Genomic DNA, 21,146 nt, shown 5'->3' with positions numbered 1-21,146 from the left:
GGCTTTCTAGCCTGACCTACGCGCAGACATGTCAGGCTAGAAAGCCTAACGTACATAAAACACGATCATGGATGGCTTGCGCGATCGCTCGCTCTGGCCCCAAGTACCCCGCCACGTGGAAACGGACACCGCGGTACCTCTGCCCCGCTTCGGCTACTTGCTCAGCAATTGCGTCGAACAAACGCCCTTGAAATAGCAGGTGCGGTTGAACGATCACATCCGTGATGTCGTCCGTCGCCACCGCGCTGAGCACTTCCGGCAGCTTCGGCTCGGCCATCGCGTAAAAAGCCGTTCGATGGACGGCAAAGTTCATACGGCGAGCCAGCACTTCCGTCAGCACTCGCATGTCGGCTTGGGCACAGGGGTGAAAGCTGCCTCGGCCGACCATCACCAATGCGGTCCGATCAAGTTCCAAACCGTCCAACCGACCGGTGACTTCACCGATCCGTCTTTCCAACAGATCCAGGATCGCACCGTGACGCGAGATCGGGCCTGCTTGATCCCAAGTCACGTCGGGGTTGCGTTGCTGGCACGTAGCCAATGCCTTTGGGATGTCGTCGCGAGCATGTCCCGCGGCAAACAACAGCAGCGGCGCCACGTGGATGTGTTTCACACCCCGAGCAACGAGGGCATCCCAGGCTTGGCTGATCGTGGGTTCTTGAAACTCCAACAAACAAGCCGCCAGAGGCAACGGAACATCACGCCGGCCCAGCACCGCATCAAGCTGGCAAGCCAATTGAAAGAACTGCTCCGTGCCCTCTGTGTCACGCGTCCCGTGGCCGATCAGCATCACGCCCGCCGGAGCGGGCTCAGCCATCGACGGGGCCGCGTCGTGGTTCACTGCACGACGCTCGCGTTCTTGAATCCGATCGTCTCCAACTGGGCGATCGCGTCGTCGACGTTGAAGCTCTCTTTGTGCGTCACGATGATTTGACGATTGTCGATCTCACCCTCGACCTTCTGTGGCCCCAGTTCGACGGACACGATGTCATCGGAGGACTCCAATCGTTCCTTGATCGACGGGTAGCAACCATGTGGGCACATCATGTCGGGGACGCTCAAGGTGACCTTGGTGAGTTGTTCGGCGGATGGCTCCACCGTCGCGGGCTGGGTCACGCTCGTTGCGACCGCGGTTTCCTGGTTGGTAGCCGGGTCAGAGGGTGTTTGGGCGACGACATACATGATTCCGGCTGCAGCCAAGATGGCGACTCCGTAGACGACCGAACGCATGAGTAACTCCGAGGCAGGTGGTGTGATGTTGGCGGGCGTATCCACTGACGTGGATCTGTCCCATAATGATAGCCGATCAACCGATCGTTATCCTCTGGCGTCAAATTGCCGCAACCGCGATTTGATTCGTGATTTTGACCCGTGAATTCGCTCGGACGCAATGGCCAAGCTCTATTTCTATTACTCCGCCATGAACGCGGGGAAGTCAACCGTGCTGCTGCAGTGCAGCCACAATTACCGCGAACGCGGGATGAACACGCTGATTCTGCTGCCGGAAATCGACACCCGGGTGGCCGCCGGCAAGGTGACTTCGCGAATCGGGCTACAAGCCGACGCGGTGACGTTCAACACGGCGGACAATCTGCTGTCTTTGATCACCGATCTACGCTCCAAAGGTTCCTTGAACTGTGTGCTGGTGGACGAAGCCCAGTTTTTGACCCGCCAGCAAGTGCGACAATTGAGCGATGTCTGTGACTTGCTGGACATCCCGGTGATGGCCTACGGGCTGCGAACGGACTTCCAAGGCAACCTGTTCGAGGGAAGCGAGAATCTGTTGGCTTGGGCGGACACTTTGTCGGAGATCAAAACGATCTGCCACTGCGGCCGCAAAGCCACAATGGTGCTGCGGATCGATGACCGCGGCCGCCCAATCAAAGACGGCCAACAGATTCAAATCGGCGGCAACGAACGCTACGTGTCGGTATGCCGCAAACATTTCAAAGACGGAATGTCCGAACGAGCCCGCGACGAACTCCCGCTGTGGAACGATTAGCCGATCGTCGCTCGACTTTCTAAGTCGATGTTTCGCGTCTCGGAGAACGTGCGGAAAATAAGTGTCGCGAAATCCAATTAGCAATCATCTCTCCGCGTGATTTTGGTAACGAGAGTGGACACTTATTCTCCAAACCGACCACGAAGTGGTTAAACAACATAGCCTGGGGTCGCGGCGAAGCCAGCGCACCCCGGTTTAGCTCCGATAGCTGCGGAGCAGCGACAGCATACAGCATGGGGTGCCAACCCCATGTTTCTGCAAGCGAGTCCGCCCAGAAGCTGCGGAGCAGCGACAGCATAAAACGTTTGGTGTAGCCCACAGCACGCGGTGGTCCGGATGCAATCTGTCGCCGCTCCGCGGCTTGTTGGCGGCGTCGGGTGTTCACCTGGGGCTCGCGCCCTCTTTATCCTACACATCTTTTTTTCTACCCTTTGGTCGGTTGGAGTCGACAAAACACTTCCCCAGGGATCGGGACAATGGCAAGCTGGATAAAAGATGAGCTTCGGACTTTGGATTTAGGTGATAAGCGGCGGGAGCGACGTGTCGCCCTGATTCTTGAGCAACAGTCCGAGATTGCCGAATCTACGCCCAGTGCGTGTAAGGACAACGCGAAACTTGAGGCAACCTACCGTTTGGTAAACAATCGAAATATCCCTGTGGACGGCATTCTCAAAGCCCACAATGATGCTTCAATCGCTCGCACCGCCGAGCAACCGGTCGTCATCCTATCCCAGGATACCACCGTCTGTGATCTCACCAAACCACAGCGGCAAGTCCGCGGGGCCGGGCCGTTGGAGAGTCGGGACAAATTCGGTTTCTTTCTGCACCCACTCTATGCGATCACCGAGGATGGACTTGTTCTGGGCACGGTCGATCAGTGCATTTGGACGCGTGATGACATCAAGACGGATCTGAACAAAACAGAAAAAGTCAACCTGCGACGCCAGCAAGCCTTTGAAGAAAAAGAAAGCTACCGTTGGCTGGAGATGTTTCAAAGTGGCGAGCAAATCGCACTGGCTCATCCCCAGACGCACTACATTGGCGTCTCGGACAGCGAGTCTGATATTTATGAATTGCTAGCGCAAACCGATGATCTGGCGGCCAACTATGACTACGTCATTCGTGGTTGCCAAGATCGCACAGTGCTCGATCAAGGTGAAACCAGGACGATCTCCGAAGTGATGCAGGAGACGGAGTTTCAGTTTCAGCGTGAAATCGATTTAAGCGAGCGAAAGTCATTAATTATCGGAGAAACGCGTGCTCGTCGGATGAGTCGCAGTGCCCGGGTAGCATCGATTTCGATTCGTGCCCGGCAGGTCACTTTACGCGGCCCGGCACGCCCTGGTGGTCGTGCTCCCGACGTGACGATCAATGTTGTCGAGGCCGTCGAAACGGACGCACCCGAAGGCGAAGAGCCGATCCGCTGGTTACTTTTTACATCGCTCCCCATTTCGACGATCTCGGAAATCGAACGAGTCATTGGTTCTTATTGTCGCCGCTGGGACATCGAACTGTATTTCAAGACGCTCAAGAGCGGCATGAAGATTGAGAAGCTGAAGTACGAGCAGATCGATACATACGTGCGTGCGGTGACGCTTTTGATGATCACTGGGTTTCGAGTCGAGCAACTCAAGACCGCCAATCGAGTTTGTCCGCAAGTCAGTTGCGAGCGTTTCTACGATGCCAGTTTTTGGAAGGCGACGTACCTCGTGGTCTTTGCCGGACGTGAGGTTCCCGAAACACCTCCCACGATCGGCGAATGGATGCTGGTGGTCGCCAAGCTTGGCGGCTATCTGGACAAGAAAGGCCAAGGCCCGCCCGGCTCCACAACGATCTGGCGAGGAATGCGGAAAATCGAGTCGTACCACGAAGCTTTCCTCGCCTACAAAAGGCTCATCGGAGATGTGTAGGATAAAGAGGGCTCGCGCCCCAGGCTGTATGCCGTCGTCGCATCCGCGACTGAGGGGATTACTGAATCCACATAGCAATCATTGATCCGGGTGATTCTTGCAAAGAGCCAGGACGCTTGTTGTCGCCACGCCCCAAAGGGGCCGAACATGAAAGCCCAGGGCAGAGCGCAGCGCCGCCCTGGGTAATCGAACACCCGCCGAATACCTTCGCCCTGAAGGGGCAAAACACTGTAACGCCCACGTCGGGGCTTGAGGATGGTAACGACGCACCGCACCCCAGGGCGACGCTGCGCTCTGCCCTGGGCTACTTATTTCTGTCCCTTCGGGACGTGTGGAAATTAACTCATGTAGCTTGGGCACTCTTGCCCGAGAGATCACGGACGGGCAAGAGTGCCCATCCTACTTTTATTTACCGCACCTCCCGAGAGACGCGGCTACGTGGTAACACTCGGCGAGTGGAACAACCTTTTACTTACCCAATTCGGCTTCGACGGCTTTCACCAACTCCGCATCATCGGGAGCGGTCCGTGGCTCGAATCGAGCGATCAAGTTTCCTTCGCGGTCGATGAGGAATTTTTCAAAGTTCCAGGTCACGGTGCCTTTGCCCTTTGGCTTGACGTCCTTGCTGGTCAAGTACTTGTAGATCGGTGCGGCTTCGTCACCGTTGACGTCTACTTTGTCAAACATGGGAAAGGTGACACTGTAATTGCTGGAGCAGAATTCCTTGATGTCGTTGGCCGAGCCGGGTTCTTGGCGACCGAACTGGTTGCAGGGGAAGCCGAGGATGACGAAGCCCTTGTCCTCATACTTCTCATACATCTTTTGCAGACCGGCGTATTGAGGGGTCAAGCCGCACTTGCTGGCCGTGTTGACGATCAAGACGACTTTGCCCTCATAGTCCTCCAGATCGACTTCTTTGCCGTCGATGTTCTTGGCTTTGAAATCCAGGGCGCACTCGTGCTCCCCCTCGTGCGGCTTGGCGTGCGGTTCGGCTTGGGTCATCGTGGCGAGCAATCCGAGGCAAAGGAAAGCGGAAAGAATCAGACGCATTTTGGGTGCTCCAGGGATGGGGGACAGAGGGGAATTTCGCCCAAGGCGACAATTTTTGACTTCTGCGTCAACTATAGCGAGCGTGCTAGTGGCATGGAGAGCCGCTAGGAATTAGGTTCTTGGCTGTCGTTTTAATGCTCTCAATGCTTGACACCATCGGGCGTTAGTGGCAGCATCTCCGCCAACTTGGAATTTTGTCCCTCCTCCGCACAGATTATTGAAGATGGAAAACCGGAAAAAGCTTCTTACCGCAGGGTTCCTGACCCTGATTGCTGCAGGGATCGGATTTGCCGTCCGTGCGGGTTTGTTGGACATCTGGTCCAAACAGTACGGCTTCACAATGACTGAGCTGGGCCAAATCACCGGTGGGGGGTTGCTCGGTTTCGGCCTGGTGATCCTGGCCGCCGGATTGTTGGTCGACAAGATCGGATACAAACCCCTTCTTGTGATCGCGTTTGCCTGTCACCTGATTTCAGCCGTGATGCTTTTCTCGGCGACTCCCGTCTTCAATGCACTGGGCAAGGACGCGGTTTACAGCATTCTATTTTGGTCGGCGTTCATTTTCGCAGTCGGTAACGGGATCTGCGAAGCCGTGATCAACCCTTTGACCGCGACCTTGTTTCCCGCTCAGAAGACTCACTATCTGAACATTCTGCACGCAGGATGGCCCGCCGGTCTGGTCATCGGTGGTCTGATCGTTTTTCTTAAGGGCAGCATCGGCTGGGAAATCCTGCTGGCGACTTACTTGATTCCCGTCGCGATGTACGGGTTCATCTCGCTCAAGGAAGCGTTCCCGCAAACGGATGCCCAACAGGGTTCGATTTCCTACGCGGGCATGTTCTCCAACCTGATCGGGCCGTTCTTTATTATCTTGTTGCTTGCTCACGCATGCGTCGGTTATGTGGAGCTGGGAACCGATAGCTGGATCAACAAAATCACAGGCGGAATTCTCAAGAGCGTTGAACTGGGAACAGCCCTGTTCATTTACACGTCTCTGTTGATGACCGCACTGCGTTTCTTTGCCGGTCCGATCGTCCACAAGATCAGCTCACTCGGGCTGCTGCTTATCAGTGCCGTTACCGGTGCCGTCGGTCTGTACCTGATCAGCATCGGCGACAGCACACCGTTCATGTTCTTTGCCGCTACGGTCTACGCACTGGGCAAGACATTCCTGTGGCCGACCATGCTCGGTGTGGTTGGCGAACGTTTCCCTCAAAGTGCCACCGTGGCAATGGCCTTGATGGGCTTTGTCGGAATGACATCTGCCGGATTGTTGGGCGGACCTGGTATCGGTTACAAGCAAGACTACTTTGCTTCTCAGTACATCCAGGAAAACGCCAAGGAAACTTATGAGCGAGTTAAAGCTCCCAATGCCAATCAGTTCTTGTTCTTTCCGGAAATCACCGGCATCGATGGCTCCAAGGCTGGGATGTTGAGCGACAACGGCGAAGCGGTACTTTCCGACGTTGAAATCGCCGGCGATCGCATTCAAGAGGACGAATTCAAAGGTTTGCGAGCCCAAGCTGAGTGGTGGGAAGCAAACAAAGAGTTCGCCGATGTCGATGCGGGACCCGTTGCCGAAGCAACCTTGCACGGTAGCAGGATGGCGATTCGCGTGACTGCCTTGGTACCGGCCGCCATGGCGATTCTCTACCTGATCCTACTGCTGGGATTCAAAGCTCCCAAGGACGGGCACACCGAGGAAGCCGAGGAAATCGCCCAAACCGGCCCTGCGGAGTATTGATGCCGGGCATCGGACAAGAATGATCGGTCATCACCCCGGAGACCCAGTCTCTCTTGATTGACCGATCCGACACTGCACCTGAGAACGCCTCTTTCCTATCGGACCGGGGCGTTCTTTTTTTGCGAACCACCGATTTCCTTGCTGTGCAGCCCCTGAGCAATGGCGGCTGCAGCGTTTAGAATTCGTCGCCTTGACCCCTCCCGCTTCTTTCCTCCATCAGATCCAGAATCCGTGCTACGCACTCATACCTGCGGACAACTCCGTAAATCCGACGTCGGAACCGAAGTCACCCTTTGCGGCTGGGTCGAGAACAAACGCGACCACGGCGGCGCGGTCTTCATCGACCTTCGCGACCGCTACGGCTTGACCCAAGTCGTCATCGGGCCGCCCGAAGCCACCGCGGCGCAAATCGAAAACGTCGGTCGCGTCCCCGCCGAAAGCGTGATTCTGATCCGCGGCACCGTCTCCGATCGCTTGGAAGGCAAATCCAACGCGAAACTTGCCACCGGGGATATCGAAGTCCGTTGCAACGAGTTCGAGATCCTGAACACCTGCCAAACCCCTCCCTTCACCCCCGGCCAATCCGAGCTGCCCGGCGAAGACCTGCGGTTGAAATACCGCTTCCTGGACCTGCGTCGCAGCGACATGCAGCGGTCCCTGTTTCTTCGCAGCAAGATCATCAAGATCATGCGGGACTACTTCGCCGAACACGATTTCGTCGATGTCGAAACGCCGATTCTCGGACGCAGCACTCCAGAAGGCGCCCGCGACTATTTGGTTCCCAGCCGCGTTCACCCCGGCAGCTTCTACGCGCTGCCCCAGTCGCCCCAGCTCTACAAACAGATCCTGATGGTCGCCGGTTTCGACCGCTATGTCCAAGTCGCCAAGTGTTTTCGCGACGAAGACCTGCGGGCCGACCGCCAACCCGAGTTCACCCAACTCGACTTGGAAATGTCGTTCGTCGATTCTGATGACATCATGGGCTTGATCGATGGGCTGGTCGCACGCACGGCCAAGGAAGTCCACGGCAAGGACATCCAACTGCCGCTACCTCGCATGACGTACGACGAAGCCATGCGGCGATTCGGGCACGACGCGCCGGACTTGCGATTCGGCATGGAGATCACCGACGTGACCGAAGTCGCAAAGAAGACCGAGTTCCGCGTCTTCCGCGCCACCGCCGATGCGGGCAACTTCGTCCGCGGCCTCCGAGTCGAAAACGCAGCCGAACAGTACTCGCGTCGCCAGATCGATGAACTGACGAACTTCGTCAAAGATTTCGGAGCAAAGGGACTCGCTTGGTTCCGCGTCGAAGCCGATGGGTCGCTGTGGAGCCCCGTGGCAAAGAACTTTGAAGCAGAACACTTGGACGAAATCAAATCCCTGATGGGCGGCCAACCAGGCGACTTGCTGATGTTCCTGGCCGATACGTGGGAAGTTACCTGTAAAGGACTGAACGCACTGCGCAAACGGCTCGGTGCTGAACTGAAACTTTACGACGACGACGCACTGCACTGCAGTTGGGTGACTGAGTTCCCGATGTTCGAAAAGGACGAAGAGTCGGGACGCTGGAACGCCATGCACCATCCCTTCACCGCGCCGCTGAAAAGCGATCTGGAAAAGTTGGGCAGCGAGCCGCAAGCCTGTCGCGCCCAAGCCTATGACTTGGTCATCAACGGTAGCGAAGCCGGCGGGGGCACGATCCGGATTCACGATCAAGCCACCCAGTCGCAAGTGTTCGGGTTGCTGGGAATCGACGAAGCGACCGCGGAAGATCGCTTCGGGTTCTTGCTCAACGCATTACGATTCGGAGCGCCACCACACGGCGGTATCGCCCTGGGAATCGACCGCTGGGTAATGCTCTTCGCCGGCTTGGACAACATCCGCGAAGTCATCGCGTTCCCCAAGACGCAAAAGGCATCGGATTTGATGACCGAAGCCCCCGGCAACGTGGACGACGCCCAGCTGGCCGAGCTGCATTTACGTACGGTGCTGCCAAAACCGAAGGCATAAAGCGACCGCTACTCCGCAGCTATTCAGTCGCGGACGCGACGACAGCATACAGCCTGGGGCGCGAGCCCCAGGTGAACGATCCGCAGCTATCCAACGACGATTCTGGATTGCGCAGCAACCGCCTTAGTCGCGGACGCGACGACAGCATACAGCCTGGGGCGCGAGCCCCAGGTGAACGCCCGACGTCCACCAACAAGCCGCGGAGCGGCGACAGATTGCATCCGGGAACGTCGTGCCTATGGGTTGCACCAAACGTATTACGCTGTCGCTGCTCCGCAGCTGGCTGGTCAGACGGGCTTTCCAAAACATGGGGTTGGCACCCCATGCTTTATGCTTTCGCTGCTCCGCAGCTATTTAGTCGCGGATGCGACGGCAGCATACAGCCTGGGGCGCGAGCCCCAGGTGAACGCCCGACACACACCATCAAGCCGCGGAGCGGCGACAGATTGCATCCGGGAACGTCGTGCCTATGGGTTGCACCAAACGTATTACGCTGTCACTGCTCCGCAGCTGGCTGGTCAGACGGGCTTTCCAAAACATGGGGTTGGCACCCCATGCTTTATGCTTTCGCTGCTCCGCAGCTATTTAGTCGCGGATGCGACGACAGCATACAGCCTGGGACGCGAGCCCCAGGTGAACGCCCGACGTCCACCAACAAGCCGCGGAGCGGCGACAGATTGCATCCGGGAACGTCGTGCCTATGGGTTGCACCAAACGCATTACGCTGTCGCTGCTCCGCAGCTGGCTGGGTGAACGGGTTGCACAAAACATGGGGTTTACACCCCATGCTTTATGCTTTCGCTGCTCCGCAGCTATTCAGTCGCGGACGCGACGGCAGCATACAGCCTGGGGCGCGAGCCCCAGGTGAACGCCCGACACACACCATCAAGCCGCGGAGCGGCGACAGATTGCATCCGGGAACGTCGTGCCTATGGGTTGCACCAAACGTATTACGCTGTCGCTGCTCCGCAGCTGGCTGGGTGAACGGGTTGCACAAAACATAGGGTTTACACCCCATGCTTTATGCTTTCGCTGCTCCGCAGCTATTTAGTCGCGGATGCGACGGCAGCATACAGCCTGGGACGCGAGCCCCAGGTGAACGCCGCCCGACACACACCATCAAGCCGCGGAGCGGCGACAGATCACTGAAAGTGCTCGTCTTCAAACAGGTACCGCTCCTCAAACTGGATGCCGTGGCGTATCAACATCGCGCGGTACTCATCTTCAAAAGTCCGCTTGGTGTGGTGACTCTCTTGATTTTGTATGTACTGCGTGACTGCTGGAACGGACGAAAGGCTTACCGAAAAAGCGCCGTAGCCGCGCTGCCATCGAAAAGTGTGCTTCGGTTGAAAGGTTTCATTCAGCCACTTGCTTGAGTTTGCTTTCACAACACGTATTGCGTCAGAGAATGCTATTCGAGGACTGAGCTTTGCGAGTAAATGAACGTGATTGGCAATGCCACCGATTTCCAGCAATGAACCGTGCTGATCCCGGACTATGCCGCCGATGTACTCATAGAGACGAGGTTGAATCTCCGGTGTGATCAAATCGCGACGATATTTGGTGCTGAAAACGATATGAAACAAAAGGTTTGTGTGGGTGCTGGACACGTGCTCTACCTCCTCGGGTCTGTCGCTGCTCCGCAGCTGGCTGGTCTGACGGGCTTTCCAAAACATGGGGTTTACACCCCATGCTTTATGCTTTCGCTGCTCCGCAGCTATTCAGTCGCAGACGCGACGACAGCATACAGCCTGGGGCGTGAACCCCAGGTTAGCTATTCAGTCGCGGATGCGACGACAGCACATAGCCTGGGGCGTGAGCCCTTGTCTTTACCCACAAGTCTACCAATCGGCGTGAAACGCGAGGGATTTTCACGTCGTTTTTGTCCGTGTGAGTGATCGCGTGAAACACGATGAAGGTGAATTGGTCGTTGTCAATCGCAAAGATTGCGTTGTGGCCAGGATGATTTGGAAGCTACCAAGAAGCGCCGGCAAGGAGGTGTCGGCCTAGTCACAGATTTTTTTGAGGGAATGGATTGTGATGAAAGTGCTCGACAATGCGCAGTGGGTTGAGGAACATTTCTCCAATTGCGATTTGGGGGACCCTCGACGGAATAAACGATTACAGACCGTCGCTAAAAATATGCTCGACGCTCCGGATCAGTCTTTGTGCAAACAGAACACAAAATGGTCCGATCTGAAGGCCGCGTACGGGTTGTTCAATCGACCCGAAGCGACATTGGATTCGATCGCTTCATCACATTGGAATAAGACTCGCGATACAAAGCCCGGTCGGTATTTGTTAATCAGCGATACAACCGACATCGACCACTTCTCTCACAAGGCGACCACAGGCCTTGGGATGTTGGGCAGTGGCGTCGGTCGCGGGTTTCAATTGCACAATTGCTTGATGTACGATTGTGATAACGAGCAAATTGTCGGCGAAGCGGGGGCAATTCTATTCAAACGAAAACATGTCCCAAAAGATGAAACTCGGACACAACGCCTGAAACGTTATCGCGAAAGCAGCTTGTGGGGAGATCTTGTCGATCGCATCGGGCCTTCCCCGGAGGGTAGCCAGTGGGTCCACGTTTTTGATCGTGGTGGCGATAGCTTCGAAACCATGTGCCATATCGTTAGGACTGGGGATGACTGGGTAATTCGTGCTTCGAGGCTTTCGCGTAAAGTCATCGATAATCGCGGAGAAAAGGTGAGCCTTAGGCAGGCTGTGGGCAATGCAATGCGCGTTGGCACTTATGAATTATCTTTGCGCAGCCGCCCAGGAGTGAAGGCAAGAACGGCAACGATGGAGATACTCGTTGCCGAAGTAACCTTTCCTCGTCCGTCACAGGTGAGCCCGAAGATTCGGAGCTTTGGGATCGAAGAAATCACGATGAATGTGGTGGTTGTACGAGAAGTCAATGCACCAAAGGGAGTCTCATCTATTGAGTGGGTCTTATTGACAAGTCTTCCAGCGGCGACACTGGAAGATGCTTGGCAGGTCGTCTCGGATTATGAAAATCGTTGGCTGATCGAGGAGTACCACAAAGTACTTAAATCCGGATGTAATCTTGAAGGCCACTCGTTGCGTTCGGCGGATCGTCTGGAAGCTCAGATCGCATTGACCAGTGTGATAGGTGTCCGCTTGTTTCAGTTGAAACTTGTTGGACGCAACGACCAGACCGCCAAGGCCAGAAATCGAATTCCGCACGCTTGGCTGCGTTGTCTTGCCGTGTACCGCCCCAAGTTGAAACTCACTAAGCTAACGGTTTACGAATTTTTTCGTCAAGTTGCCAACCTGGGTGGATTCATTGGGCGAAAAAGCGACGGCGAGCCAGGCTGGCACACCATCTGGTACGGATTCCAGAAACTTCAGCTCCTAGTTGCCGGAATGGAACTTGCTGATACAAAAAAGGCGTGACGACTTGTGGGTAAAGACAAGGGCGTGAACCCCAGGTTAGCTATTCAGTCGCGGATGCGACGACAGCACATAGCCTGGGGCGTGAGCCCCAGGTTAATGCCACCCCACACACCCCATCAAGCCGCGGAGCGGCGACAGATTGCATGCGGAAACACCGTGCATGTGGATTGCACCAAACGCATGACGCTGTCGCTGCTCCGCAGCTGGCTGGTCTGACGGGCTTTCCAAAACATGGGGTTGGCACCCCATGCTTTATGCTTTCGCTGCTCCGCAGCTATTCAGTCGCGGACGCGACGACAGCATACAGCCTGGGGCGCGAGCCCCAGGTGAACGCCGCCAGACGCCGCCAACAAGCCGCGGAGCGGCGACAGATTGCATCCGGGAACGTCGTGCCTATGGGTTGCACCAAACGCATTACGCTGTCGCTGCTCCGCAGCTGGCTGGGTGAACGGGTTGCACAAAACATGGGGTTTACACCCCATGCTTTATGCTTTCGCTGCTCCGCAGCTATTCAGTCGCGGATGCGACGACAGCACATAGCCTGGGGCGTGAGCCCCAGGTTACTGCCACCCCACACACCCCATCAAGCCGCGGAGCGGCGACAGATTGCACGGGGAAACACCGTGCATGTGGATTGCACCAAACGCATGACGCTGTCGCTGCTCCGCAGCTATTCAGCAGCGGAGCGGCGACAGATCACTTGCATCACCGTGTCGCGCACAAGCTCCGGTTGATCCACCGATAATCCGATCAACATCGCCGAAAGCGGCAAGCCGCCCAATCGATCGGTTTGCAGTTTCACCAAGTCCTTGTGGGTACACAAAACCTTCGCAACCCCATCAAGCGATCGGAGCCACCGATCCAGCTCAGCGACACACTCGGGTGAATAGGGATCGTGGTCGGGCAATTGCTTGGACGCGACGATTCTTGCTCCGCACGACTGAACCGTTCGTTCAAACGCCATCGGATTTCCGATCGCACTGATCAACGCAACCGGACAATCGATCAGCTCGCTCAATGGCAAGGTCTCGCTGGGATACTCCAACATGCATTCCGGACGATGCTGGGTCCGAATCACCGCGACATCCGGCGCATGCTGCCGGATCACCGTGAGCACGCGATCGATATCACCCGCATCGACTTGGTCGCATCGCGACAGCATCACCATACCGGCGCGTCGCAGTCCGGTGACGGGCTCACGCAACAGGCCGCGAGGCAGCAAGGCGTCGAATCCGAAGGGACACGTCATGTCGATCACCACGATGTCCAAATCGCGATGCAAACGTCGGTGCTGAAATCCATCGTCCATCAAGATGACTTCGCTTTCCAATTCTTCCACAGCGATTCGAGCGGCTGCCACCCGATCGGGATCTTGGACATGCGGCACATCGGGCAAACGCTCGGCCAACTCGGCAGCTTCGTCGTTCTGGTCGGCTTCGCCTCGTCCGTAACCACGACTGACAATGGACACACGCAAGTTTTCTTCACGCAGCAGCTTGGCCAGATAACAGACGATCGGCGTCTTGCCCGTGCCGCCGGTGGTCAAATTGCCAACGCTGATCACTGGGACACCTGCGTGATGGATTTCTGCTTTGCCAGAGTCGTAGCCGCGATTGCGTCGTCGGACTGCGATCCCGTAGGGGACGCTTGCGCATCTCAAGACGGCGCGCAACATCATCGCCGCCGGTCCGCGGCGCTGGCCGGACATGATCGTTCGATGGTCAATGGCCATCCACTTATTGGGCAACGATCATTCCTTCAGATATAGAACATGACTGCGTCGTCACGATTGCTGGCTTGCACGAGATCGATCAAGCGGGTTTTGGCGAGAACCGATCGCGACGCCTCGGTCGCTTCGTCCCACGCCACACGCAAGGCCTCATCCGCCGGCGTCGGTTTACTCTCCGTTTGACACGCCGCGTCCTGGCAACCGACCGCATCGACAATGTCCAACAGTGTGACATCCTCCGGTTCCACCGCCAATCGATAACCGCCGTTGCTGCCTCGCGTGCTACGCACCCAACCGGCCGAACGAAGCGTTCGCAGGATCTGGACCAAGAACGGACCGGGGATCCCCTGACGATCCGTGATCTCGCCCGCAGTCACCGGCGCTTTACGAGAACGGTTTGCCGCCAGCTCGATCATCGCCAGCGAAGCATAATGGACACGCGCAGAAATCAGCATCACAACACCTCGTCAATCGTGCAGTCCGCACTCGGTCTTTTGAAATCCCGACCAACGTCCCGCACGCTCATCCTCCCCCAGCAAAACGGACCTCGTACACGGCTGGCATCCGACACTCGGGTATCCTTTGTCATGCAGCTCGTTGTACGGAATGTCATTCTTTGTGATCATCGACCACACGTCCTTCTTGGTCCAATTCGCCAGCGGACTGACCTTGACCAATTGAAACTTGCGGTCCCAACCCACGATCGGCGCCTTGGCGCGGTCGGGACTCTGATCTCGCCGAATCGCGCTGGCCCAAGCATGCAAGCCCTTGGCGGCTTGATGCAGGACTTTGAGTTTACGGTCAAAGCAGCATTGATTCGGGTTCGTTTTGTAGACCGGCCCACCGTGGGCCGCTTCGTACTGCTCCACCGTCAACTCAGGCTGCTTGAACTCGACCGTGATCCCGTAACGATCGATGATTCGCTCACGCAAATCCAGCGTCTCCTGAAACTGGTAGCCGGTGTCGAGATTAAAGATCGGTGTTTGCGGCGCGATCTCACTGAGCATGTGGATGATCGTCATGCCTTCGGGGCCGAACGCCGTCGCCATCGAAAACTTGTCGCCGTAGCGGTCCACCGCCCACCGCAAAATTTCTTGCGGGGTCGCGGTCTCAAGCTTTTCACTCTGCTGGGCCAACTCGGCCAAGAAATCCTCGTCGGGTTTCAACGGCGGATCGGCAGCCAACGCACCCTGCGGCCCATCATCGGCAGGCGACGATTGCGACAAAATGGGCAACTTCGGTGGCGACCCGTTGCCCGGTGACGGCTGCTCGCCAGAAGGCTGATTCATCTGATTTTGCGTGGATTCTGGTGTTTCTAGAACTTGCTGATTCGACATTTTGGCGGCTCGCCCTGGGAGTGATTGCCAAATGGTATAAAGTTGATCCGTTTAGTCAAGTATGGTTTCGGCAAACGGGGTGTTGATTCATGAGCGGATTTTGACGGTGGGCGGTATCAATTGGCCAGACCAGATTTTTTCGCTTGGGCACTCGTCCGCCTTCAGGCCTACAATGAAGGCGTCGGATCGACACTGTACACCTCTTGTCTTGGACCTGTGATGACTTGCCGCTCTTTTCTGTTGATTGCCGGGTTTCTGCTGGTCGGCGTGGCTGCAGCCCCCACCGTGCCCGCTGATACGATCGATCTCGTCGGCGGTGGTCAGATCAGCGGTCGAATACTTGAAAAGAAGGGATCCAACGACACGGGAACGGTGATCATCGCGATCAACGATCAAATGAAATTGGCGGTCCCGATGGCCAAGGTTTCCAAATTGCTGCTGGACAGCGAGTTCGCTGGCTATTCGAAAGCCGCCGCAGCAGCGGGCGACGATCCGGAGAAACACTATGAGCTGGCGAGGCTATGCGCCACCCAAGAGCTGACGGCTCACCGAAACTACCACATGCAGCGCGCAATCGAATTGGATCCGGATCACTCCAAAGCAAGATCGGCGCTGGGCTACGTCCAAAGTGGCAAGGGATGGATTCTGTTTGAGGAGCAACAACGTAATCGGGGGCTGATCAATTCGGGCGGATGGAAACTGCCAGAGGCGATTGCGTTGGAAGAGGCGAAAGACGAGGCGGCGCTCACGGCGAAACGCTGGCACAGGGAAGTTGCCTCGCTGCGAAAAGCGGCTTTATCCAACAACAAGAACGCGGCCGAATCGTTGGCGGCGCTGCAAGCGATCGAGGACCCACTGGCGGCCGAGGCGATTGCCGATGAGCTTGCGAAATCTGCTGGCGGTAAACAGCCCAAAGCAATGCGGTTGCTGTGGGTTCAAAAACTCGGCCAGTTTCGCAACGGTCCCGCAGTACAAGCGTTGACGTTAGCCGGTGTGAACGATGCCGATCCAGATGTCCGCGACGAAGCGTTGAATCAACTGACACAATTCGGCTGGCGATCGGCCGCCGGGCTGTACGTGCAGATGCTGGACCCAAAAAAGAGCAGCAATCGCGATGTCAAAAATGCGTTGGCCGCTTTGTTACGGGCGCCCGATCCGGAGCTTTGGCGGGTGTACGCTGACGCATTGGTAACGACACACGAAACGGAGATCCCGGCGGGTGCTGGGACAAACGCCGGGTTTTCTCAGAACGGTAACGGTTCGTTCTCAACGGGCAGCAAAAAAGTCGTGATCAAGGAGGACTTCAAGAATCCTGATGCGTTGCTCTTGCTGCGAGAGATCGCGCCGGGGGCGGACTTTGGCTACAACAAACAAGCTTGGCTGGATTACTTTGCCGAGCAACTGACAAGCTACAACGGCGGCTTGAACCGAGACCTGTGAGTTGTCGACCCAACAAAACGCCGTGAGCCGTGATCGCGTGAGCGGCCGGGTCTTGTACTATTGAACCTTCCCCATCGAGTCGCCAACTTTGGCGAACAGCTCGACTTGATTCGCCGAGTGTTCTCGCAAGTCCTCATCGAACACGATTCGGTCGGGTTCAAAGATCATGATCGTGGACGAACCGCCGAATCGAAAAAAGCCTTTCTCGTCACCTTTCGCCACCGATTGTCCCGGCTCATAAGTCTGGCAGATGCTGCCGACACACGTCGCGCCGATCTCCATCACCAACACATCGCCCAAGCGCTCCGTCTGCAAAACGGTCAACGCACGTTTGTTGGTCGCCAGTATCTGGATGTTCTGACGCAAGGCGATCGGGTTGACCGACAATAGGGGGCCGGGAATCAATCGAGCCGGACCGGGAATACCGGCGGTGGGAAAATGAAACCGGTGATAGTCGACCGGACAGAGCCGCGACAGCAGCAGGCTGCCATTGGCGTACCGATCAGCCAATTGCGAGTCACCGACCAGAGTCCTCAAGTCAAACATCTCGCCTTTGACAAACAGCCCTTCGCATCGCGACAGATCGGGCACGCACAGATGTCGCCCATCGGCGGGGAAGACCACTGATTGGGGATCGTCATCCACCGGTCGCGCGGACGGTTTCAACTCGCGATAAAAGAACGCGTTGAAGTGTTCGAACTCGTCTGGCGAACGCACAAACTCGTTCGGATCGAGCAGATAGTCGCGGATGAACGGAGCGACCTTGGCGCGTGATTTGGGACGATCCATCCGCCAACCGTACCAGCGTGAGAACCACGCATGTTTGACCATCGCGGCGAGTGCTAGCTTCCCGCCGAGCGATTCGTAAGTCCAACGCAGGAATCCTTCGCCGTAGATCTTCTCCTCACAGATTTCCTTGCGGTATCGATCGAAGTAATAGATCGGTTCGGAATCCATGCGGCGGAATCGACGGGGCAGGCGGGTGAGAACAGGAGGAGACGCGAGGGGGCCAGAAGCTCCGCAAACTGACTTCAGCCCGGACGCTATCGCGTGGCGGCTGATAGTTTTTCATAACCCGACGCGTAAGCGAGGGATTTACCGAGTATCCCTCGCTTACGCGTCGGGTTATGAATAATCCGCACTAGTGCATCGTCCAGTCTTAGAACGTGGGTTCGGTAGATGAGCCGTTTTGGCGTTAGCCACGGTTTTCGTGACACAACCGTGGCTATCGCCAAAACGGCTAACCCCAAAATCAAGACCGGACGATGCACTAGTGGTCTGCGCCGTCTGAAAATCAGTGTTGGTCCGGAGCGGAAGTCGCCAAGACCTTCGGCCCTTTTTCGCATACAGCCGAAACTCTTGACGCGTTTCGCTATCCTAAAACTTAGGCGTAGCAAACGAGTCTTCAGTACGCCCAGGAGGATTCGAACCTCCGACCGTCGGATTAGAAGTCCGATGCTCTATCCAGCTGAGCTATGGGCGCGGGTGTGGGTTGGTTTTTGTGTTGAAACAGTATTGTACCGTTCGGGAGCGGGTTCCCAAGCAGCCTAGCGGCTTTCGACTTTCGTAAAAATCATTTTTCCGGCGTTGGTCTGCAAGGTGCTCGTCACGCGGACGTCCAAGTCCTGGCCGATCTTGTTCCGGGCACCCTCCACCACCACCATCGTGCCATCATCGAGGTAGCCGACGCCCTGCTCGGGGCCCTCGCCCGCTTTGATGATTTTGACGCGAAAGGTTTCGTCGGGCAGGTAGGCCGGACGCAAGGCGTTGCTGATTTCGTTGAGATTGATGACCGGAACGTTGTGCAACTTGGCGACTTTGTTCAGGTTGTAGTCTCCCGTGACGACTTTGCCCTCTAGGTGTTTTGCCAACAACACGAGCTTCAAATCCACAGTCTGGCCGGCCAGCTCGGGCAGCTCGCGGTCAAAGATGATCAGGTCCACGTTGTTGTCTGCACGCATGCGGTTGAGCACGTCCAGGCCGCGGCGACCACGTGTCCGCCGGAGCTTGTCGCTACTGTCCGCTATGGCTTGCAGCTCCGTCAACGCGAACCGGGGCATGATCAATTGGTTGTCAAAGACGCCCGTGTGGACCATGTCCGCGATGCGTCCGTCGATGACCACGCTGGTGTCCAAGACCAAGGGCTTGAACCCTTTGACCTCCCGGACAAACTCCACGTAGGGGATCAAAAACCGAAAGTCGTCCTTGGTCTGCAGCAGCACACTCACGCAGATATAACACAACAGCAGCGCAACGATCAGCTGCACGGCTTTGGCAAGATTGTTGCTGTCACCGAAGAACGGTTCGATCGCCGTGATCAGAATGTACGTCAGCAGAATCCCGATGAGCACACCGAAATAGACCGCCGAGATCGTATCGATGCGTTTTTGCGGGATGTAAATGTCGCCGACCACGACAGCCAACGCCGTGCCCATCAATCCGGCAAAGATCAGCCAGGGAGTCAGTGCTCCGGCATCGCTGGGCAATCCAGTGTTGATGATGGCGGAGATACCGCCAGCACACAGGAGGAACATGCATCGCAATATGATCAGGGACATCTGTCTGAAAACTCAGGTGGGGAGCGTTTTTCGCAAAACCGACTGACACAGTCTAAATCAGGAGTGATTGTCGCCCCAAGGGGGAGCGATGCCAGCGGGGACGTGATCGGCAATGATCGCTCCGAATATACGGCTTGATCCTGCCAAGACACAGCATTGGGGTGGCGGGTTCCACCGACAACTTGGGCAAGGTTCCGGCGAAAAACGCCAACTTGCGTGGCACGCTGCGCGGATTTCGACCAAAATGATGGTTGAGTGATTTTTGGCAAAGGCTTGCGTGGGTGAATTCATTGCCCGCAATCTTTACCTGAAAAATCCCTTCCCCCGCCTGAATCCTCCCTCCCACCGAATGTGATTCTGATGGACCCGGACATCCAACGGCTCGCCCTGAACACTCGCCGTCACTTCCTGCAGCACTCCACTGCCGGCATCGGCTCAGCTGCGTTGGCCGCGATGGGGCTTACCACGCATGCGGCTGAATCGGTCGACTCAGCCGGGTCACGAGGTAAGAACGTCGGCGGCAGCCAAGGCATCGTCAACCCGTTGGCACCCCGCCAACCTCACTTTCCCGCGCGGGCCAAACAAGTCATCTACATCCACCTGACCGGTTCGCCGCCCAACCTGGACTTGTTCGACTACAAGCCGGAGCTGAGCAAACGTAGCGATCAGGATTGCCCGGACCAATTCCTCGCCGGTCGAGAATTTGCGTTCACTTCGGGCGTCCCCAAACTGATGGGCTCGCCACGCCAGTGGCAGCAGGTCGGTCAATCGGGAATGTGGATGTCCGATGCCATTCCGAACTTGCACACCGTCGCGGACGAGATGTGTGTCGTGCACTCGATGTACACCGATCAGTTCAACCACGCGCCTGCCGAGCTGTTGGTCTACACCGGATCGCCTCGCAGCGGTCGGCCATCGATGGGTTCCTGGGTCACCTATGGACTGGGCAGTGAAAACGAAAACCTGCCCGGCTTCGTCGTGCTGATTTCCAGTGGCGTGCAACCCAACGGCGGCAAGAATTCTTTCGGCAGCGGATTCTTGCCCTCGGTCTATCAAGGAGTCCAGTGTCGCTCCAAAGGTGACCCGGTACTGTACTCGTCCGATCCACCGGGAATGGATCGTGATCTGCGTCGCGCAACCTTGGACGCACTGAGTGACCTCAATCGTATCCAAGCCGGTGAGATGGGACACCCCGAAACGATGACGCGGATCGCGCAGTACGAGCTGGCCTTTCGCATGCAGATGTCGGTACCCGAAGTGATGGACATCACTCGTGAATCAGCCGAGACCTTAGCCGACTACGGCGCGCAACCGGGCGAGTCCTCGCTGGCCAACAACTGCTTGCTCGCTCGCCGGTTGGTCGAGTCCGGCGTTCGCTTCGTCCAACTGTTCGATTGGGGATGGGATTTCCATGGTACGGGCGCCGACACGGGTTTGACCGACGGACTAACCAATAAGTGCGCGTCGATGGACAAACCCGTTGCAGCGCTGATTCGTGATTTGAAACAACGCGGCATGCTCGACGAGACGCTGGTGATTTGGGGCGGCGAGTTTGGACGCACGCCGTTTCGCGAAGGCCGAACAGCGAAGAGCAAGATCTTGGGCCGCGACCACTTCCCAGACGCTTTCACCATGTGGATGGCGGGCGGCGGAATGAAAGGTGGATTCGAGTACGGAGTGACCGATGAACTGGGCTTCGGCGTCGCCGAGAACCCGGTCCACGTGCATGACTTGCAAGCCACCATCTTGCATCAATTGGGATTCGATCACGAGCGTCTGACGTATCGATTCCAAGGCCGAGACTTTCGACTGACGGATGTCCACGGTCACGTGGTCAAGCCATTGCTCGCGTGATGGGAATGCCGTTTCTGCACGTGAAACGCTTGCCAGTCATGCACGTCGTGGATTTCGCCAGAAATCCTGTGTGAGGGAATTCTGGCGAA

Annotated in this window: 16 protein-coding genes and 1 tRNA gene; 7 read left to right on the top strand and 10 right to left on the bottom strand. The window is 56.8% G+C overall.

All coding sequences use genetic code 11. The annotated features are described in order from the left end of the window. Positions 1 to 31 precede the first annotated feature (31 nt). Together Pla52nx_RS15265 and Pla52nx_RS15260 are read right to left on the bottom strand one after the other, a co-directional pair. The gene (locus Pla52nx_RS15265; RefSeq protein ID WP_146523543.1) at positions 32 to 817 is read right to left on the bottom strand and encodes a sirohydrochlorin chelatase; all 786 of its coding nucleotides are present in this window, start codon (positions 815 to 817) and stop codon (positions 32 to 34) included. Positions 818 to 837: 20 nt separating this feature from the next. Continuing rightward, positions 838 to 1,230, bottom strand: coding sequence for a heavy-metal-associated domain-containing protein (locus Pla52nx_RS15260; RefSeq protein ID WP_146523544.1), 393 nt, complete (start codon positions 1,228 to 1,230; stop codon positions 838 to 840). 160 nt (positions 1,231 to 1,390) lie between these two features. On the opposite strand from Pla52nx_RS15260, the gene Pla52nx_RS15255 reads away from it, so the two are divergent. Both Pla52nx_RS15255 and Pla52nx_RS15250 read left to right on the top strand, forming a co-directional pair. Next, the gene (locus Pla52nx_RS15255) at positions 1,391 to 2,002 is read left to right on the top strand and encodes a thymidine kinase (RefSeq protein WP_146523545.1); all 612 of its coding nucleotides are present in this window, start codon (positions 1,391 to 1,393) and stop codon (positions 2,000 to 2,002) included. Between the two features lie 476 nt (positions 2,003 to 2,478). Then, positions 2,479 to 3,912: an IS4 family transposase gene (locus tag Pla52nx_RS15250; protein WP_146523889.1), complete on the top strand. Its 1,434-nt coding sequence runs from the start codon at positions 2,479 to 2,481 to the stop codon at positions 3,910 to 3,912. 468 nt (positions 3,913 to 4,380) lie between these two features. Here Pla52nx_RS15250 and Pla52nx_RS15245 read toward each other — a convergent pair whose 3' ends face one another. Continuing rightward, positions 4,381 to 4,914, bottom strand: a complete 534-nt coding sequence (locus Pla52nx_RS15245; RefSeq protein ID WP_231741901.1) for a glutathione peroxidase — start codon at positions 4,912 to 4,914, stop codon at positions 4,381 to 4,383. Positions 4,915 to 5,185: 271 nt separating this feature from the next. Between Pla52nx_RS15245 and Pla52nx_RS15240 the strand changes: the two genes are divergently transcribed. Together Pla52nx_RS15240 and aspS are read left to right on the top strand one after the other, a co-directional pair. After that, positions 5,186 to 6,706 carry an MFS transporter gene (locus Pla52nx_RS15240; RefSeq protein ID WP_146519064.1) on the top strand — a complete coding sequence of 507 codons (1,521 nt, stop codon included), beginning with the start codon at positions 5,186 to 5,188 and terminating at the stop codon, positions 6,704 to 6,706. 231 nt (positions 6,707 to 6,937) lie between these two features. Further along, positions 6,938 to 8,719 carry an aspartate--tRNA ligase gene (gene aspS / locus Pla52nx_RS15235; RefSeq protein ID WP_146519065.1) on the top strand — a complete coding sequence of 594 codons (1,782 nt, stop codon included), beginning with the start codon at positions 6,938 to 6,940 and terminating at the stop codon, positions 8,717 to 8,719. A 1,142-nt stretch (positions 8,720 to 9,861) separates the two neighbouring features. Here the strand turns inward: aspS and tnpA are convergent. Further along, on the bottom strand, positions 9,862 to 10,395 hold the full coding sequence (gene tnpA / locus Pla52nx_RS15230; protein ID WP_231741832.1) for an IS200/IS605 family transposase: 534 nt from the start codon (positions 10,393 to 10,395) through the stop codon (positions 9,862 to 9,864). A gap of 364 nt (positions 10,396 to 10,759) precedes the next feature. Here tnpA and Pla52nx_RS15225 point away from each other — a divergent pair, with 364 nt between their 5' ends. Then, positions 10,760 to 12,139, top strand: coding sequence for an IS4 family transposase (locus tag Pla52nx_RS15225; protein WP_146520886.1), 1,380 nt, complete (start codon positions 10,760 to 10,762; stop codon positions 12,137 to 12,139). A gap of 670 nt (positions 12,140 to 12,809) precedes the next feature. On the opposite strand, the gene lpxK is transcribed toward Pla52nx_RS15225, so the two are convergent. Genes lpxK through Pla52nx_RS15210 form a run of 3 tightly spaced genes read right to left on the bottom strand, consistent with a single transcriptional unit; the run spans position 12,810 to position 15,157 of the window. After that, positions 12,810 to 13,886, bottom strand: coding sequence for a tetraacyldisaccharide 4'-kinase (gene lpxK, locus Pla52nx_RS15220; RefSeq protein ID WP_231741833.1), 1,077 nt, complete (start codon positions 13,884 to 13,886; stop codon positions 12,810 to 12,812). Positions 13,887 to 13,897: 11 nt separating this feature from the next. Beyond that, a complete protein-coding gene (locus tag Pla52nx_RS15215) occupies positions 13,898 to 14,323 on the bottom strand; it encodes an Rrf2 family transcriptional regulator (RefSeq protein ID WP_146519066.1) in 426 nt (141 codons plus the stop codon). Positions 14,324 to 14,335: 12 nt separating this feature from the next. Continuing rightward, positions 14,336 to 15,157, bottom strand: a complete 822-nt coding sequence (locus tag Pla52nx_RS15210) for a phosphoadenylyl-sulfate reductase (RefSeq protein WP_231741834.1) — start codon at positions 15,155 to 15,157, stop codon at positions 14,336 to 14,338. A gap of 267 nt (positions 15,158 to 15,424) precedes the next feature. On the opposite strand from Pla52nx_RS15210, the gene Pla52nx_RS15205 reads away from it, so the two are divergent. Further along, a complete protein-coding gene (locus tag Pla52nx_RS15205; RefSeq protein ID WP_146519068.1) occupies positions 15,425 to 16,645 on the top strand; it encodes a HEAT repeat domain-containing protein in 1,221 nt (406 codons plus the stop codon). A gap of 57 nt (positions 16,646 to 16,702) precedes the next feature. On the opposite strand, the gene Pla52nx_RS15200 is transcribed toward Pla52nx_RS15205, so the two are convergent. The 3 genes from Pla52nx_RS15200 to Pla52nx_RS15190 all read right to left on the bottom strand — a co-directional run bounded on the left by Pla52nx_RS15200 (position 16,703) and on the right by Pla52nx_RS15190 (position 19,203). Next, positions 16,703 to 17,602 carry a phosphatidylserine decarboxylase gene (locus tag Pla52nx_RS15200; protein WP_146519069.1) on the bottom strand — a complete coding sequence of 300 codons (900 nt, stop codon included), beginning with the start codon at positions 17,600 to 17,602 and terminating at the stop codon, positions 16,703 to 16,705. A 452-nt stretch (positions 17,603 to 18,054) separates the two neighbouring features. After that, positions 18,055 to 18,128, bottom strand: a tRNA-Arg gene (locus tag Pla52nx_RS15195). Positions 18,129 to 18,192: 64 nt separating this feature from the next. After that, positions 18,193 to 19,203, bottom strand: coding sequence for a PIN/TRAM domain-containing protein (locus Pla52nx_RS15190; protein ID WP_146519070.1), 1,011 nt, complete (start codon positions 19,201 to 19,203; stop codon positions 18,193 to 18,195). A 360-nt stretch (positions 19,204 to 19,563) separates the two neighbouring features. Between Pla52nx_RS15190 and Pla52nx_RS15185 the strand changes: the two genes are divergently transcribed. Continuing rightward, the gene (locus Pla52nx_RS15185; RefSeq protein ID WP_146519071.1) at positions 19,564 to 21,057 is read left to right on the top strand and encodes a DUF1501 domain-containing protein; all 1,494 of its coding nucleotides are present in this window, start codon (positions 19,564 to 19,566) and stop codon (positions 21,055 to 21,057) included. Positions 21,058 to 21,146 lie beyond the last annotated feature (89 nt).

The sequence above is a fragment of the Stieleria varia genome, from assembly GCF_038443385.1.
GTDB lineage: Bacteria > Planctomycetota > Planctomycetia > Pirellulales > Pirellulaceae > Stieleria > Stieleria varia.
This window is presented reverse-complemented; position numbering and strand designations above follow the sequence as displayed.

What these genes read in the sequence shown, in the direction of transcription:
- Pla52nx_RS15265 (WP_146523543.1), bottom strand. Translation starts at nt 817, where the DNA reads ATGGCTGAGCCCGCTCCGGCGGGCGTGATGCTGATCGGCCACGGGACG.
- Pla52nx_RS15260 (WP_146523544.1), bottom strand. Translation starts at nt 1,230, where the DNA reads ATGCGTTCGGTCGTCTACGGAGTCGCCATCTTGGCTGCAGCCGGAATC.
- Pla52nx_RS15255 (WP_146523545.1), top strand. Translation starts at nt 1,391, where the DNA reads ATGGCCAAGCTCTATTTCTATTACTCCGCCATGAACGCGGGGAAGTCA.
- Pla52nx_RS15250 (WP_146523889.1), top strand. Translation starts at nt 2,479, where the DNA reads ATGGCAAGCTGGATAAAAGATGAGCTTCGGACTTTGGATTTAGGTGAT.
- Pla52nx_RS15245 (WP_231741901.1), bottom strand. Translation starts at nt 4,914, where the DNA reads ATGACCCAAGCCGAACCGCACGCCAAGCCGCACGAGGGGGAGCACGAG.
- Pla52nx_RS15240 (WP_146519064.1), top strand. Translation starts at nt 5,186, where the DNA reads ATGGAAAACCGGAAAAAGCTTCTTACCGCAGGGTTCCTGACCCTGATT.
- tnpA (WP_231741832.1), bottom strand. Translation starts at nt 10,395, where the DNA reads ATGTTTTGGAAAGCCCGTCAGACCAGCCAGCTGCGGAGCAGCGACAGA.
- Pla52nx_RS15225 (WP_146520886.1), top strand. Translation starts at nt 10,760, where the DNA reads ATGAAAGTGCTCGACAATGCGCAGTGGGTTGAGGAACATTTCTCCAAT.
- Pla52nx_RS15215 (WP_146519066.1), bottom strand. Translation starts at nt 14,323, where the DNA reads ATGCTGATTTCTGCGCGTGTCCATTATGCTTCGCTGGCGATGATCGAG.
- Pla52nx_RS15210 (WP_231741834.1), bottom strand. Translation starts at nt 15,157, where the DNA reads ATGAATCAGCCTTCTGGCGAGCAGCCGTCACCGGGCAACGGGTCGCCA.
- Pla52nx_RS15205 (WP_146519068.1), top strand. Translation starts at nt 15,425, where the DNA reads ATGACTTGCCGCTCTTTTCTGTTGATTGCCGGGTTTCTGCTGGTCGGC.
- Pla52nx_RS15200 (WP_146519069.1), bottom strand. Translation starts at nt 17,602, where the DNA reads ATGGATTCCGAACCGATCTATTACTTCGATCGATACCGCAAGGAAATC.
- Pla52nx_RS15190 (WP_146519070.1), bottom strand. Translation starts at nt 19,203, where the DNA reads ATGTCCCTGATCATATTGCGATGCATGTTCCTCCTGTGTGCTGGCGGT.
- Pla52nx_RS15185 (WP_146519071.1), top strand. Translation starts at nt 19,564, where the DNA reads ATGGACCCGGACATCCAACGGCTCGCCCTGAACACTCGCCGTCACTTC.